A 13,418-nucleotide genomic window follows, 5' to 3' on the forward strand; every position below is an offset into this window, starting at 1 on the left:
TTGAAGAAAAAAAAGAAGTGGATTTGGATATCGCTGCTCGTTCTCGTTCTGATCTTGTTTGGACTTCAGCAATATTATATCTACGTCACGCAGGATCAGCGTCAGGAAGAGGCATTGGCGATTCAGGCGGCACAGAACCAGCTGGGAATTACATCTCCCGATGAGCTGCGAAAGTACGTGTGGGGCGAAAAAAGTGATGCTGACAACATTTACTGGACGATGACAGCCAAAAACAAAGATAATCAGGATATCATGGTCTGGGTCAAGTTTGATAATAACAATCAGCCTGTCAAAGACGCTACAGGTGTGCATAGTGAGTTATTGCAGAATGGCATGTCCGAAACGCAGATTCGCAATCGTTTCAGCTCCGACGTGCCGGGCGGCGAGATCAAACGCATCATGCCAGGCGTCGTGAACAATATCTATGTATGGCAAGTGTACTATAAGGATGATACTCATAACTATTATCGGTTTTACCGCTTTAGCAACGGAGAGCAGGTCGATTTGGTATATACGTTACCTAACAGCTAACCTCGTTATACTCTAGTAATGATCAATAGATTGGTCAATTCAAATTAGTTTCTCATAACAATAAGCAAAAAAACCGGCAGACGGGAAACCGACTGAACCGGTTTTTTCGCATTCCAACCAATGAATGAAAATGAAATAGTTAAAATTATTAATTTATTCATATTTTCGCCTTCGAAATTGTATATACGATGTGATATACTCAGATATGTACTAAAGTTAACGAAAAACGCAAATAAATCTGCAAATAACGTTGCAGACCATCATGTACAACTAAATATATAAGCCTGTAGAACGAGGATAGGCTCAATTTTGGGAGGGGTAATTCATTTGAAGCTGAAAGTATTGCCTATTGTTCTTACTGCTATTGTTTCTGCCGTCCTGTTGTTTGGAGGTTGGTTCATATACCGTCAAGTAGCCGTACAGAGCCCAATTGAAAAGATGGTTACTCAGTACGAAGGTGTTAATAGTGTTCAGTTAACTATTAACCGCAATGATGTACAAATGAAACTTGATTTAAAGCCGAATGTAGATTTGGGTAGACTGGTGCAATATATTCATAGAGAAGGGCAGAATCTGATCGGCTCCCGTGCGCTCAAACTGGATGTCGTTGACCACTCCAATGAGGCGCTTGAAAACTGGTGGGGAGATGCCATGTTTACTGTAGCACAGGCGATGGAGAACAAACAATACGCCGAGATTACTCCGACGTTGTCCAAGATGGCGACAGGGGGAATTCAAGTTAATACGGCGATGGATGACAACAATGTTTATGTGAGTCTGCGAGACGGAGAAGCCAGCAAGTTCATTATACTGCCGCGTGTACCCGGTCAGATAGGAGTGTGGCCTAATGCCTAAATGGACAAAAGAAGCAGCCATAGGATTTGTCCCAGTTGTTATCATTTTTCTTGCTTTTATCGGGGTGAATATCGTTCCGATTCTTATTGCAGCACTGCTGGTTGGTGGATTGTTATTCATGATGCAGATGCGCGGTGGAATCACGGTAGGTGCTGGACAAGAACGTAAACGGAAGAAAAAAGGACCTTCAAAACTGACGTTTGAAGAAATTGGAGGTCAGGATAGCGCCAAGCAGGAATTAAGAGAAGCGCTTGACTTTCTGATCCGCCATGAAGAAATACAGAAGTTTGGGATAAGGCCAATGAAAGGTATTTTGCTGACGGGCCCTCCGGGAACAGGGAAAACATTGATGGCTAAAGCAGCGGCTCATTACACGGATTCGGTTTTCGTAGCTGCATCAGGCAGTGAGTTTGTCGAAATGTATGTAGGTGTAGGTGCCAGCAGAATTCGAGACTTGTTCAAGGATGCCCGAACACGGGCTGCGAAGGAAAACAAGGAGAATGCTATCATTTTTATCGATGAGATTGATGTGATTGGCGGTAAACGTGAAGGTGGACAACAGCGTGAGTATGATCAGACCTTAAATCAGTTGCTGACGGAGATGGATGGTATCTATACATCCGATACGCCTAGAATATTGCTGATTGCAGCTACCAATCGTAAAGAGATGCTTGATAGTGCACTGACACGTCCAGGTCGCTTTGACCGTCATATTCAGGTGGATTTACCAGATAAAAAAGGTAGAAAACACATTCTGGAGCTACACGCAGTGAACAAACCGCTGACGCAGGAAGTGAATCTGGAAAAAACGGCCGAAGAGTCTTACGGATTCTCAGGTGCACAGCTCGAAAGTGTCATGAATGAAGCAGCAATCTATGCGATGCGTGAGGGTTTACTTACCATCGAACAGCGTCATTTATCTCTTGCGATTGATAAAGTGATGATGGGTGAGAAAACCGATCGTGAGTCGAGCGTCGAGGAAAAGAAAAGAGTGGCCATTCATGAACTTGGACATGCCATTATGGCAGAGCTTGTGCGCCCTGGAAGTGTAAGTCAGGTAGCACTTAGTCCGCGTGGTCAGGCACTTGGATATGTGCGTCATAACCCGCAGCAGGAGCAGTTTTTGTATACGAAACGTTTCCTAGAGGAGCAAATCATGATTGCACTGGGTGGTGCAGCAGCGGAAGAGATGTACTACGGCGGGCGTTCCACTGGTTCGCGCAATGATTTTGAACAGGCGACAAATGTAGTACAGACGATGATGGCATCCGGTTTGACGTCACTTGGGATTGTGAATATGGATATGGTGACTACTGAAGAGCTGATGCGAGAAAATAAAGTCATTCTCCAGGAACTAATGGAGCAAACAAAACGCCTGCTTGAAGAGCAACGGTCAATTTTCGACAATTCACTCGACATTCTGATGCGTGAGGAAGTTTTGTCAGGAGAACAATTTCGTTGTCAATTTCGTGACAGTGCACGTTTACCAGCATAATTTCTTTATGCTGGTTATTTTTTTTTACATTTCAGTCGTGCTAAGATATTATTAGTTGTTGGGTCGAAATTTGTAATTTTCGGCGAACAGGGTACAATAGAGAAATAGAGAACCGAAAGGATGGAGCAGAACCATGTTTTTCAAAAAAATAGGAGTTGTCGGCGGCGGTACGATGGGACAAGGAATTTCCCAGATGCTCGCGGCCAAAGGACTTGATGTGCTTCTGGTGGAACACACTACGAAGAAGCTTGATCATGCATATGACATGATTGAGACGAATTTGGATAAACAACTGGAGAAATGGGCCATTACCAAAGCGGAGAAGAAATTGATTCTCTCCCGAATTACCAAAGTTGGACATTTGGCTGAACTCGGCTCTTGCGATATGGTTATCGAAACGATCTCGGAAGATCTGGAAGCTAAAAAAGCAGTCTTCAATCAATTGGATCAGGTATGTCCAAGCAATGTTATTTTGGCAAGTAATACGTCCACGCTGAGTTTGACCGAGCTTGCAAGCTCGACCAAGTACCCAGAGCGTGTTATTGGTATGCACTTTATTCATCCGGTATCCCGGGTTGATCTTGTAGAGATTATTCGTGGACTGAAAACGTCGGATACTACATTCGAAGAAACTCGCCGTTTTGTTGAAGAAGTTGTAGATAAAAAAGGCGTTATGATTTATGAATCCCCAGGGTTTGTAACTTCTCGTCTGATCTGCCTGCTGATCAACGAAGCGCTGCACGTTCTGCAAGAAGGTGTAGCTTCTGCTGAAGACATCGATGATGCAATGCGTATCGGCTATAACTTTCAGCATGGACCACTCGAAATGGCTGACCGTTTCGGACTTGATTCCGTTGAAGCAGCTCTCGAAAGAATGTTCCGTGAATTCGGAGAACTGAAATATCGTCCTTCGATTGTCCTGAAGAAAATGGTGCGTGCAGGTCATCTGGGCGTGAAATCAGGAGAAGGATTCTTCAAGTACGACAAGGATGGTGACCGGCTGTGAATATACTCGTAATTAATGCGGGGAGTTCCTCGCTCAAATATCAATTGTATAATATGGAAGATGAATCTGTGCTTGCAAAAGGGTTGGTAGAGCGGATCGGGATGGATTCTTCCATTCTGACGCATAAGCCGACAGGGCGCGAAGAAGTCACGGAAGTTAGTGAAATTCTGGAACATACGACTGCAATCCGTAAAGTCATTGATCTTTTGACAGATAAAGAACATGGTGTGGTTGCTTCTGTGAGCGAAATTCAGGCTGTGGGTCACCGTGTTGTACACGGCGGTGAAGCTTTTAAAGAATCTTCACTGGTGGACGATGCTGCAAAAGCTGAAATTCGTCGATTGTTCGACCTAGCTCCGCTTCATAACCCGGCAGCAATGATGGGTATCCGTGCGGCTGAATTGAATATGCCAGGTGTGCCTCAGGTAATGGTGTTTGATACAGCGTTCCACCAAACGATGCCTGAACATGCTTATCTGTATGCTATTCCACGTGTACTTTACAAAAAATACAAAGTACGTCGTTATGGTGCACACGGAACATCGCATGATTATGTAAGCAAAACGGCAGCGGAGTATCTTGGCCGTCCGTTAGAAGACTTGAAAATCATCACTTGCCACGTAGGTAACGGTGGTAGTGTGACGGCAGTTAAAGGCGGCGTATCTGTGGATACATCGATGGGAATGACGCCACTTGAAGGTTTGATGATGGGAACACGCAGTGGTGACCTTGATCCAGCTATCGTGCCTTATGTAATGAACAAAGAAGAACTGAGTGTAAGTGAAGTGAACTCCATGCTGAATAAACACAGTGGTCTTCTGGCAATTTCCGGGATCAGCAGTGATATGCGTGAGATTACAGAAGGTATGGAGAAAGGCGAGCCGAACTCGACGCTTGCTTTTGAAATGTACGAATACCGCTTGCGTAAGTACATCGGTTCGTATGCTGCGGCAATGAACGGTGTAGACGTAATTGTGTTTACTGCAGGTGTAGGTGAAAACTCCGTTGTTCTTCGCCAAAAAGTGTGTGAGCAACTCACATACCTTGGTGTTGAACTTGATGATGCATTGAATGCAATTCGTTCGGGTGAACCGCGCCGTATCACAACCGAGAATTCAAAAGTAGCTGTTCTTGTAGTGCCTACGAATGAAGAATTGGTTATTGCACGTGATACCCACCGAATCGTATTGAATTCTAAGTAATCTAACTGTAAAGTAAATACAGGATGACAAGGAAGTGCAGAGGGCAGGGTTACACCTGTCCGCTGCATTTTCAAATTTATGGAACCAAGGGGAGATGTGAACATGGATACGAATTGTGTAATTCGTAATGTCAATGAGCATGTGGGTGAGACAGTAACCATCGGCGCCTGGATTAATAACAAACGCTCCAGCGGTAAAATTCAGTTTTTGYAGCTGCGTGATGGAACGGGATATATTCAAGGTGTTGTAGTGAAGAGTGAAGTTAGCGAAGACATTTGGAATGATGCCAAAAGCTTGACGCAAGAAAGTTCTGTCTACGTTACAGGTATTATACGTGAAGAGCCGCGTAGCACATCTGGATTCGAGATGACCGTTACAGGGGTTCAAATCATTCATCTAACTGAAAACTATCCGATTACACCGAAAGAACACGGTGTTGATTTCTTGATGGATCATCGCCATCTGTGGCTTCGTTCCACCAAGCAACGTGCCGTGATGGTGATTCGTGCAGAGATTATCCGCGCCGTTCAGCAGTTTTTTGATGGTAACGGATTCACGCAGGTTGACCCGCCGATTCTGACACCTTCATCAGCGGAAGGAACAACGAACTTATTCCATATCAAATATTTTGATGAGGATGCGTATCTGACGCAAAGTGGACAACTATATATGGAAGCAGCAGCGATGGCACTGGGCAAAGTGTACTCCTTCGGTCCAACATTCCGTGCAGAAAAATCCAAAACACGTCGTCACCTGATTGAGTTCTGGATGATCGAGCCAGAGATGGCATTTGTGGATCACGAGGAAAGCTTGCGCGTACAAGAGAAATTCATTGCACATGTGGTTCAATCTGTGGTGAAAAATTGCCGTGCTGAACTGGAATCTATCGGACGTGATGTATCCAAACTGGAGGGCATTACAGCTCCATTCCCGCGCATTACGTATGACGAAGCAATTGAGTTCTTGAACGGACAAGGCTTCGACATTCCTTGGGGAGAAGATTTCGGTGCACCACATGAAACAGCGATTGCCGAAAAGTATAATACACCTGTATTTATTACGCACTATCCGGCTGGAATCAAAGCATTTTATATGAAACCAGATCCAAATCGCCCTGAAGTTGTTCTGTGTGCGGACATGATTGCGCCAGAAGGTTATGGTGAGATCATTGGTGGATCACAGCGTATCGATGATCCAGAACTGATGCAACAACGCTTTGAAGAGCATAACCTTTCAGATGAAGCGTACCAGTGGTACCTGGATCTGCGTAAATATGGATCGGTTCCTCACTCCGGTTTCGGTCTGGGATTGGAGCGCACGGTAGCTTGGATCTGTGGACTTGACCATGTTCGTGAGACCATTGCATTCCCTCGTATGCTCTATCGTTTGTACCCTTAATGTTGAACGGAAAAGAATATATGGAAGACATGACCTCCAAAGCTTGGTTAAGTGGAGCTGCCTATGGTATGGCCGCTGGTACAGCTCAATTGCCGTATGCCTTATTGCGTTCTTATCATCAGCTTGGTTTATCTGATTCAGAGGTATTGCTTCTGATTCAGTTGCTAGGGTTCCGTCAGGCAGAATTCAATGAATTCCCAACTCTTGAAGAGCTTGCAACCCGGATGGGACTTGCTCCCGAAGGTATTGCCAGAATGCTACAGCGTCTGATGAGAGATGGTTATATTACCATAGATGAGCATCGGGACGAAGAGCGGGATATTCAGTATGAACGATATGACTTGCATGGATTGTATGCCAAGCTTGCCATGTGCACTGCAGAAGAAGTATCACAGGCCCGGTCTGAACAACAAAAAAGCAACGCATCACGTCTAGATTCGAACAGTGTTCAAAAAGAAGAGGAAGAGCGGAATATGTTCTCTATTTTTGAAAAGGAATTTGGTCGGCCTCTCTCGCCAATGGAGTGTGAGACGATATCCAGCTGGCTGGATCAAGATCGCTATCAGGAAGAACTGATTCTGATGGCTTTGAAGGAAGCGGTGTTTGCAGGGAAAGTGCATTTCAGGTACATTGATCGAATCTTGCTGGAGTGGAGCAGGAATCGCGTAAAAAATGTGCAGGATGCCAAAGCGTATACGCAACGTTTCCGCAATGGCGGACGTTAATTCATTAAACAGGCCAGAAGTCATTCTGTGCCTGTTTTTTGATGTTATTTTGTTCCATAATACATTGGATTGCCATTAGCTTTATCTAAGGATATATCACGTTTCCATTGAGGAAATTTAATAGCTTAACTAGACTTCAGTAGAATCAAAGAATATAACCAGAATATCCCATGGGGAGACTATTAATAAAAAATTATTAAAAGTTGCAGGGGTCACTTGACCAGTCGTCGTCTATAGAAGTGGAGAGGAGGGGAGAGTTATTGACGAAGCGCTCGTAATTGAACAAATCCGTCAAGGGGATGCATCCCAAATGCGTCTTCTGATCGACAAATACAGCCAGCATGTCTATCATGTTGCGTATTCTGTCTTACGTAACGATCAGGATGCACAGGATGCCGCTCAGGAGGCGTTCATTCAGATTTATAAATCTCTCCCTGATTACCGATCCGAAGGGTTCAAGACGTGGATATCACGTATTGCTTTTCACAAGGCTATTGATGCCAAACGCAAGCTGGGCAGACGCAGTGCTGAAGATCTGGGCGGAGAAGACAATATTGTAAATCTGCCAGGACGGGATGAAGACGTTCTAACCCGTATCATTCGTGAAGAACAGCAGGAGAAACTTCGTGAACGAATTAATCGGCTACCTGCCCAGCACCGTGACATTATTACCGCGTATTATTTGAGCGAGAAAAACTATGAGCAAATTGCCCATGAGGCTCAGGTGGCTGTAAAAACGGTAGAATCAAGGTTATACCGAGCCAGACAGTGGATACGAAATCATTGGAAGGAGGAGGAGTGGCGTGAGTAAAAAAGAGGTGTATACCGTACAGCAGTGGACGGACTATATTGAAGGCCGAACTAGCGGCAATCAAGCAGTCCAGATGGAGCAGTTTCTGCTGAGCGAACCAGATGCGATGGCAAGATATCTTGAAGCTTTGGAGTTGAAGCAAGATCACCCTGTATTACCGAATTCAGATGATTTTACAAAATCCGTGATGAACCGAATTGAGAGCTTGGCTTCTGATGGCAAAGCGCGTAATTCTCGAGGCGGACGGAACCGCAGATGGTTTGAACATCGAGTATTTCATTACACCGTGGCAGCCTGTTTGACATTAATTTTTCTCTCTTCCGGACTGTTTGACAAGATGGCTCCTTATCATAAATTCCAAGAAGGTGACACTGCAGGTTCATTTACTGAGAAATGGACGGAGGCAGCTACCTCGTGGCTCGATAACTTTAAACCCAAACCTTGATTAGTCTCAAATGGCCTGAATAGAAAGGATGACGACTGTGCATTCAGATCGTAATAAACTACTTGCATTTTTATTAAACCTGTTTCCCGGGCTTGGATTCCTATATTGGCGACGAACGGTTCGGGCTGTAGTTTACCCGTTATTATTCTTCGGAACAGGCATTGGCTTTATCATACTGGCCTATTTAACAGGTGCCAAGGATGTACTAATCCTCGGACTAGTAGGTGTGCTCTTTGTCTGGTGTCTCAGTATGCTTGACATGATCATTGTGCTACTTTCCGCACCTCCAGTTAGAGAAACGTATTACAACGGACAAGGCATGTACTATGGCAATCCTCCCGCACATCCTCAAGGTTCTGCTTATCCCGAGGGTTATGTTAGACAGCAAGAATCAATGGGACCGAGAAGTGAGGATGACATTCATCATCAGGGTGCTGAGAGTCATGAATATGCTGGATATGCCGGTGGAACAGCTTATACTGGGCCTCAGCCCATGTACCAAAAGGGAAGTGAAGGGGAACGTTTTTTCACGATTCTGCTTTCGTTTGTTCCTGGTCTTGGGCATCTGCATCTCGGATTGCTTCACCGCGGATTGTCCTTCCTGATCGCATTTTTTGGTTCATTTGCCATGATGGTTTTTGTATCAGCCATCACGAACGAATCTATATTTTTGATGTTTCTGCTCATTCTACCCGTGATCTGGGTATATTGTATGTTTGATGCGGTTCAGCATGTACATCGCAAACAGGCTGGTGAAGTGCTGCAGGATCGAACGTTATTTGAAGAGCTGGAGACAGGCCGAATTATGGGGAAACGCAGCAAAGTGCTGGCTACACTGCTTTCCGCTTTTCCGGGAGCAGGACATATGTATCTCGGATTGCAAAAAAGAGGCCTGCAGTTGATGTTTCTATTCCTTGGTAGCATCTACATTCTGGATTTGCTCCGCCTGTCCGTATTTCTGTTTATGATTCCGCTGATCTGGTTCTACAGCTTCTTCGACGGACTTCAGTGCTCCAGTCGGTATGGACGTGAACAGCTTAGCGATCAGCCGATCTTCAAAGACTGGGTACGGTATCAACGATTCATTGGATTCGGGATCGCGGCTCTCGGTTTGTATTATTTAACGATTCGCCTGATTATCCCGCAACTAAACGAGATGTTCCCGAATGTGTTCCTGACATATGAGATTCGTTCGTATTTAAATACGGTTATTGTTTCATTTTTACTCATCTTCGGTGGGGTGAAATTGTTACTTGGAAAACAGCGTGAGTCTAATGCTGTAGCAGGGATTTCCAGTACGGATCGCACGAAGGATGAGGAATTGGAAAGTCTCTTTTTGTTCAAGGATCGGGATAAACGATGAACATTTTACAAGTAAGCGTATTAAAGCAAAACACACCAGGGCTGATCCAAAGCCGTTGGTGTGTTTTTTCATGTCTAATTATTGTATTAGTATAAACGAATGTATAAGCTTAGTGATCTGTGTTGACCTGTCATAACCGGACTATTATTTTTGTGCGCCTTTCAGCAAGAGCTGTCGGTACATCACTTCGAACAAAAATTCAAAGGCTTCCAGATGGCGTTTCGCTTCAAAAGCATCTTTACCCCACACATAGATCCCGTGGTTACGCAGCAGAATTCCTGGAACGCTCGCATCTAGTACACCCGGTACCAACTCGGCGATGGAAGGAATATGTGCGAAGTTTGGCAGAACCGGCACACGAATGGCTGCATTTTCTTCCCAAATGTTAAAGGCTTTGATCAATTCAATGCCCTGAATCGGTACATGACCTTCCTCACCAAAAAATTCACTGATCAAGTTGTTAAACACGGTATGCACATGGAACACTGCGCCGCAACCCGTCAAACGATAAATTTCGCAGTGAATCAGCGTTTCGGCGCTTGGCTTCAACGTAGTCGCTTCGATTGCTTTGCCTTGCTTATCAACAAAAAGAAAATCTTCCGGCGTGCGCAAGGACTTATCTTTACCTGAGGCCGTTACTGCGAAATAAAATTGTTCCGGGTCAAATTCCCCCACCCGCATCGACAGGTTGCCGCTTGTTCCGGGAAACCAGTTCCGGCTTGCGAATAAAGCTTTGACATCCGCCAGTTCTTCGAGAACCTGACGTTTACGTTCCAGTGTAATCTTTTCAAAACCCATGTCTACAGCACTCCTTGTAATTGCTTCTGTTTCATATCTTCGATGATGTCATAAAAGGTAGTAAACGGCACATGATCTACACCAAGTTCTACACATTTATCCGTTAGAATGGAGCGGGAGTAGACCAGATCAGCAATTTTAGCTCCTTCGAAGTCCGTCAGGCTGTCTCCGATTAGAATCCGGTTGTACTGGTCCTCCGGAAACGTGCGGATCACGGTCGTTTTACACATCCCGCAGCCGTTGTTGCAAGGAGGCTGACATGGATGAGGCCATTCAATACGAATATATTCACCAGAGAAATCAGCACCGTTGCAGTATACATGATCCTGCGGGATGTCGAAGGGAGCGAGTAACGGCTCGATGAAAAAGTCCATGCCACCGCTGGTCACATTAAATTCGATGCCTTCGCTGCGAACATAATCCAGAAACGCTTTGAATCCTTCGCGGATGCCTGCTTGTCCAAGGACAAATTCGACAATTTCGTCTTTTTGCGAGGAGGGCAGGAGAGCAAACATGGCTCCAACTCCTTCGCGCAGAGATACTTTTTGTTCGATGGTATCTTTCATGATGGCATCAATGCCTTCTGGTTTGAAGTGTTTCATTATAGCGACAATGTTGTCTGAGAGAGTAATGGTTCCATCAAAATCACAGAAAATCGCTGTTTTCTTATCTGATCTCATCGTTCTCCACCCCACAGATCCAGTGCACTTTTCAGCTCTGGATGATCGGCAGCATACTCGGCCAGTGGAATGGAGCGCCCAGCGGCTTCAATGGCTTGCAGGAACGCACGTCCACCTGCTTCAGTTCCCATCGGGTGTCCGTGTATCCCGCCCCCGGCATTGACAATCACGTCCTTGCCAAAGTCTCTCAGAATCATCGGAACAAGTCCCGGATGAATACCTGCAGAAGGCACCGGCATACTTGTTCTTACAGGTAAATCGGGTGTTAGCAATTGCTCGGTGATCGCCATATTTTCTTCCTTTGGCATTGTAACCGAGCCGTAAGGTGAAGGGAAGAGCACAAGGTCAGCACCGGCCAGACGCATCAGCTGTCCCAATACCACGGAAGCGGAAATACCGTAATGCGGTGATGGATACAAGGCTCCGGCAAGTGCAGGGTGAGCCATGATGGGCACATTGATGTCAGGATCACTACTTAGTTCGTGCAGCACATCATAACCGTAGGACAACACATTGAAAAGCAGAGCATTGGCTCCTGCGCCGATGGCACGTTCAGCCTGCTGTTTGAGACGGGAGGTAGGTCCCGTCAAATTGGTGGCGTACAGAAGTTTTTTGCCTGTTTCCTGGCGAGCCTGTTCGGCAGCCTTCATGCAGACTTCCACTCTTTTTTCAATCGGTGTTAGTTTGTTCTCAAACAAGATTTCGTCATCTTTGATCAAATCAACGCCGCCAAGAGCCTGACGTATAAACTGTTCCCGCAGTTCTTCCGCGTTAAGTCCAATAACGGATTTGAAAATACTCATCAGTAAAGGACGATCATGAACTCCGAGCAGATCCCGCACACCGTTCAGTCCAAATTTCGGTCCTGGGAAAGCGCGCAGGAATCCATCTGAAAATCCGAGATGGTTCAGTTTGATGCGCCCGTCCATCGAAATTTTACCGAATACGGTGACAAGCAAAGCAGGGATATCTTGACTAAAGTTGATATCCGGATATCCAATGGTGATATCTGCATAGCGCTCTCCGGCTGCTAATCCTTCCGCTTCATGAACCTCGACCTTGATCACTTCACCAAGATGTTTTTGCATGGCCTCACGCCGTGCCTGAGGTAACTCGGTCCAGCTGCCGACGGTCATTCCGATGGCAATGGATTGGGCCTTTTTGTGAAAATCAGCATGATCATCATGCAGACGATATGTGGCAGTACACATATTATTCATGTTTTAAATCTCCTTCCAGCGCAGCTCCCATCTCACGTGAACGCTCTGCACAGCGACCTACGGCTGCAATGACATTTTCAAAGAAGTCTCCTTCATCCAGCGTTTTCAGGGCTGCTTGCGTTGCGCCTCCAGGTGAGGTGACATCACTGCGCAGCTTCATTGGTTCCATGCCTGTCTGCTGTACCATCCGTGCTGCGCCCAGCACAGTCTGAACAGTAAGGTCACGGGACTGCTGACTAGACAAGCCGCCTCGGATTCCCGCTGCAATCATAGCCTCCATAAGATAGTATACGTAAGCAGGTCCACTGCCCGAAATTCCAGTGAGAACTTCGAGTTTGTCTTCTGGCACGATGGTTACGATCCCTACGGCTTCGAAGAGGGTCATCACTGTACTACGCTGTTCATCGGTAATCTCCGCAGAGAAAGCAAGTCCGGTTGCACCAAGTCCGATCGTGCTGGAGGTGTTAGGCATCGTTCTTGCAATCGGTTGTTTGCGGCCAAGCAGGCTCTGCATCGTACGAATCGATAGTCCAGCTATAACGGATACGATTAGTTGTTTTGGAGACAACAGGGGGCCCAGTTGACGCAGCGCAGCCGCGGCATCTTTCGGCTTCATACACAGCACGATAACCGGTGAGGAGGCAAGAAGATCAAGCGATTCTGAGGCTGTTCCTGTATGCACGGCATAACGAGTGCTCAGTTCTTCCTGACGTTTCAAGTTGCTTCGATTCAGCATCGTAATATCCTGAGGACGAACGACAAGACGGGAAATGAGCCCACGTACAATGGCCTCAGCCATCGCACCTGCTCCGTGGAAAGTAATCTTTTGTTGTAATAGTGTCTGTTGCTCTTGGCTCATGTATATCGTTCCTCCTATATAACTGGTTGC

14 protein-coding genes are annotated in these 13,418 nt (G+C 45.8%); 10 read left to right on the forward strand and 4 right to left on the reverse strand.

The window, feature by feature from the left end; translation table 11 throughout:
- The 10 genes from AB4Z30_RS01275 (at position 1) to AB4Z30_RS01320 (ending at position 9,831) form a co-directional block, all read left to right on the forward strand.
- Positions 1 to 531 carry a DUF5590 domain-containing protein gene (locus AB4Z30_RS01275; RefSeq protein WP_441922486.1) on the forward strand — a complete coding sequence of 177 codons (531 nt, stop codon included), beginning with the start codon at positions 1 to 3 and terminating at the stop codon, positions 529 to 531.
- 327 nt (positions 532 to 858) lie between these two features.
- The gene (locus tag AB4Z30_RS01280; protein WP_441922488.1) at positions 859 to 1,386 is read left to right on the forward strand and encodes a hypothetical protein; all 528 of its coding nucleotides are present in this window, start codon (positions 859 to 861) and stop codon (positions 1,384 to 1,386) included.
- Positions 1,379 to 2,881 carry an AAA family ATPase gene (locus AB4Z30_RS01285; RefSeq protein WP_441922490.1) on the forward strand — a complete coding sequence of 501 codons (1,503 nt, stop codon included), beginning with the start codon at positions 1,379 to 1,381 and terminating at the stop codon, positions 2,879 to 2,881. The genes AB4Z30_RS01280 and AB4Z30_RS01285 overlap by 8 nt, the downstream gene beginning before the upstream one ends.
- A 133-nt stretch (positions 2,882 to 3,014) precedes the next feature.
- On the forward strand, positions 3,015 to 3,887 hold the full coding sequence (locus AB4Z30_RS01290; protein ID WP_434750591.1) for a 3-hydroxyacyl-CoA dehydrogenase family protein: 873 nt from the start codon (positions 3,015 to 3,017) through the stop codon (positions 3,885 to 3,887).
- Positions 3,884 to 5,089 carry an acetate/propionate family kinase gene (locus AB4Z30_RS01295; protein ID WP_441922493.1) on the forward strand — a complete coding sequence of 402 codons (1,206 nt, stop codon included), beginning with the start codon at positions 3,884 to 3,886 and terminating at the stop codon, positions 5,087 to 5,089. Before AB4Z30_RS01290 ends, AB4Z30_RS01295 begins: the two co-directional genes overlap by 4 nt.
- A gap of 102 nt (positions 5,090 to 5,191) precedes the next feature.
- Positions 5,192 to 6,487 carry an asparagine--tRNA ligase gene (gene asnS, locus AB4Z30_RS01300; RefSeq protein ID WP_441922495.1) on the forward strand — a complete coding sequence of 432 codons (1,296 nt, stop codon included), beginning with the start codon at positions 5,192 to 5,194 and terminating at the stop codon, positions 6,485 to 6,487.
- A 20-nt stretch (positions 6,488 to 6,507) separates the two neighbouring features.
- Positions 6,508 to 7,212, forward strand: a complete 705-nt coding sequence (locus AB4Z30_RS01305) for a DnaD domain protein (protein ID WP_441922497.1) — start codon at positions 6,508 to 6,510, stop codon at positions 7,210 to 7,212.
- 310 nt (positions 7,213 to 7,522) lie between these two features.
- Positions 7,523 to 8,023, forward strand: coding sequence for an RNA polymerase sigma factor (locus AB4Z30_RS01310; protein ID WP_441922499.1), 501 nt, complete (start codon positions 7,523 to 7,525; stop codon positions 8,021 to 8,023).
- Positions 8,016 to 8,468 (forward strand): hypothetical protein, encoded by a 453-nt coding sequence (locus tag AB4Z30_RS01315; protein ID WP_441922501.1) that lies wholly within the window; start codon positions 8,016 to 8,018, stop codon positions 8,466 to 8,468. Before AB4Z30_RS01310 ends, AB4Z30_RS01315 begins: the two co-directional genes overlap by 8 nt.
- 37 nt (positions 8,469 to 8,505) lie before the next feature.
- Positions 8,506 to 9,831, forward strand: coding sequence for a multi-tm2 domain protein (locus AB4Z30_RS01320; RefSeq protein WP_441922503.1), 1,326 nt, complete (start codon positions 8,506 to 8,508; stop codon positions 9,829 to 9,831).
- Between the two features lie 144 nt (positions 9,832 to 9,975).
- On the opposite strand, the gene AB4Z30_RS01325 is transcribed toward AB4Z30_RS01320, so the two are convergent.
- The 4 genes from AB4Z30_RS01325 to proC are packed head-to-tail and all read right to left on the reverse strand — an operon-like array spanning position 9,976 to position 13,388.
- A complete protein-coding gene (locus AB4Z30_RS01325; RefSeq protein WP_441922505.1) occupies positions 9,976 to 10,629 on the reverse strand; it encodes a methylthioribulose 1-phosphate dehydratase in 654 nt (217 codons plus the stop codon).
- A 2-nt stretch (positions 10,630 to 10,631) separates the two neighbouring features.
- On the reverse strand, positions 10,632 to 11,309 hold the full coding sequence (locus AB4Z30_RS01330) for a 2-hydroxy-3-keto-5-methylthiopentenyl-1-phosphate phosphatase (RefSeq protein WP_441922507.1): 678 nt from the start codon (positions 11,307 to 11,309) through the stop codon (positions 10,632 to 10,634).
- Positions 11,306 to 12,529: a 2,3-diketo-5-methylthiopentyl-1-phosphate enolase gene (locus AB4Z30_RS01335; RefSeq protein ID WP_441922509.1), complete on the reverse strand. Its 1,224-nt coding sequence runs from the start codon at positions 12,527 to 12,529 to the stop codon at positions 11,306 to 11,308. Before AB4Z30_RS01335 ends, AB4Z30_RS01330 begins: the two co-directional genes overlap by 4 nt.
- Positions 12,522 to 13,388 (reverse strand): pyrroline-5-carboxylate reductase, encoded by an 867-nt coding sequence (proC, locus tag AB4Z30_RS01340; RefSeq protein WP_441922511.1) that lies wholly within the window; start codon positions 13,386 to 13,388, stop codon positions 12,522 to 12,524. The genes AB4Z30_RS01335 and proC overlap by 8 nt, the downstream gene beginning before the upstream one ends.
- Positions 13,389 to 13,418 lie beyond the last annotated feature (30 nt).

The organism is Paenibacillus sp. 2TAF8, assembly GCF_052114825.1.
Classification (GTDB): domain Bacteria; phylum Bacillota; class Bacilli; order Paenibacillales; family Paenibacillaceae; genus Paenibacillus.

Excerpts from the sequence above, each read along its gene's own strand:
- AB4Z30_RS01310 (WP_441922499.1), top strand. The coding sequence starts at position 7,523 with ATGCGTCTTCTGATCGACAAATACAGCCAGCATGTCTATCATGTTGCG.
- AB4Z30_RS01335 (WP_441922509.1), bottom strand. The coding sequence starts at position 12,529 with ATGAATAATATGTGTACTGCCACATATCGTCTGCATGATGATCATGCT.
- AB4Z30_RS01290 (WP_434750591.1), top strand. The coding sequence starts at position 3,015 with ATGTTTTTCAAAAAAATAGGAGTTGTCGGCGGCGGTACGATGGGACAA.
- AB4Z30_RS01325 (WP_441922505.1), bottom strand. The coding sequence starts at position 10,629 with ATGGGTTTTGAAAAGATTACACTGGAACGTAAACGTCAGGTTCTCGAA.
- AB4Z30_RS01330 (WP_441922507.1), bottom strand. The coding sequence starts at position 11,309 with ATGAGATCAGATAAGAAAACAGCGATTTTCTGTGATTTTGATGGAACC.
- AB4Z30_RS01285 (WP_441922490.1), top strand. The coding sequence starts at position 1,379 with ATGCCTAAATGGACAAAAGAAGCAGCCATAGGATTTGTCCCAGTTGTT.
- proC (WP_441922511.1), bottom strand. The coding sequence starts at position 13,388 with ATGAGCCAAGAGCAACAGACACTATTACAACAAAAGATTACTTTCCAC.
- AB4Z30_RS01305 (WP_441922497.1), top strand. The coding sequence starts at position 6,508 with ATGGAAGACATGACCTCCAAAGCTTGGTTAAGTGGAGCTGCCTATGGT.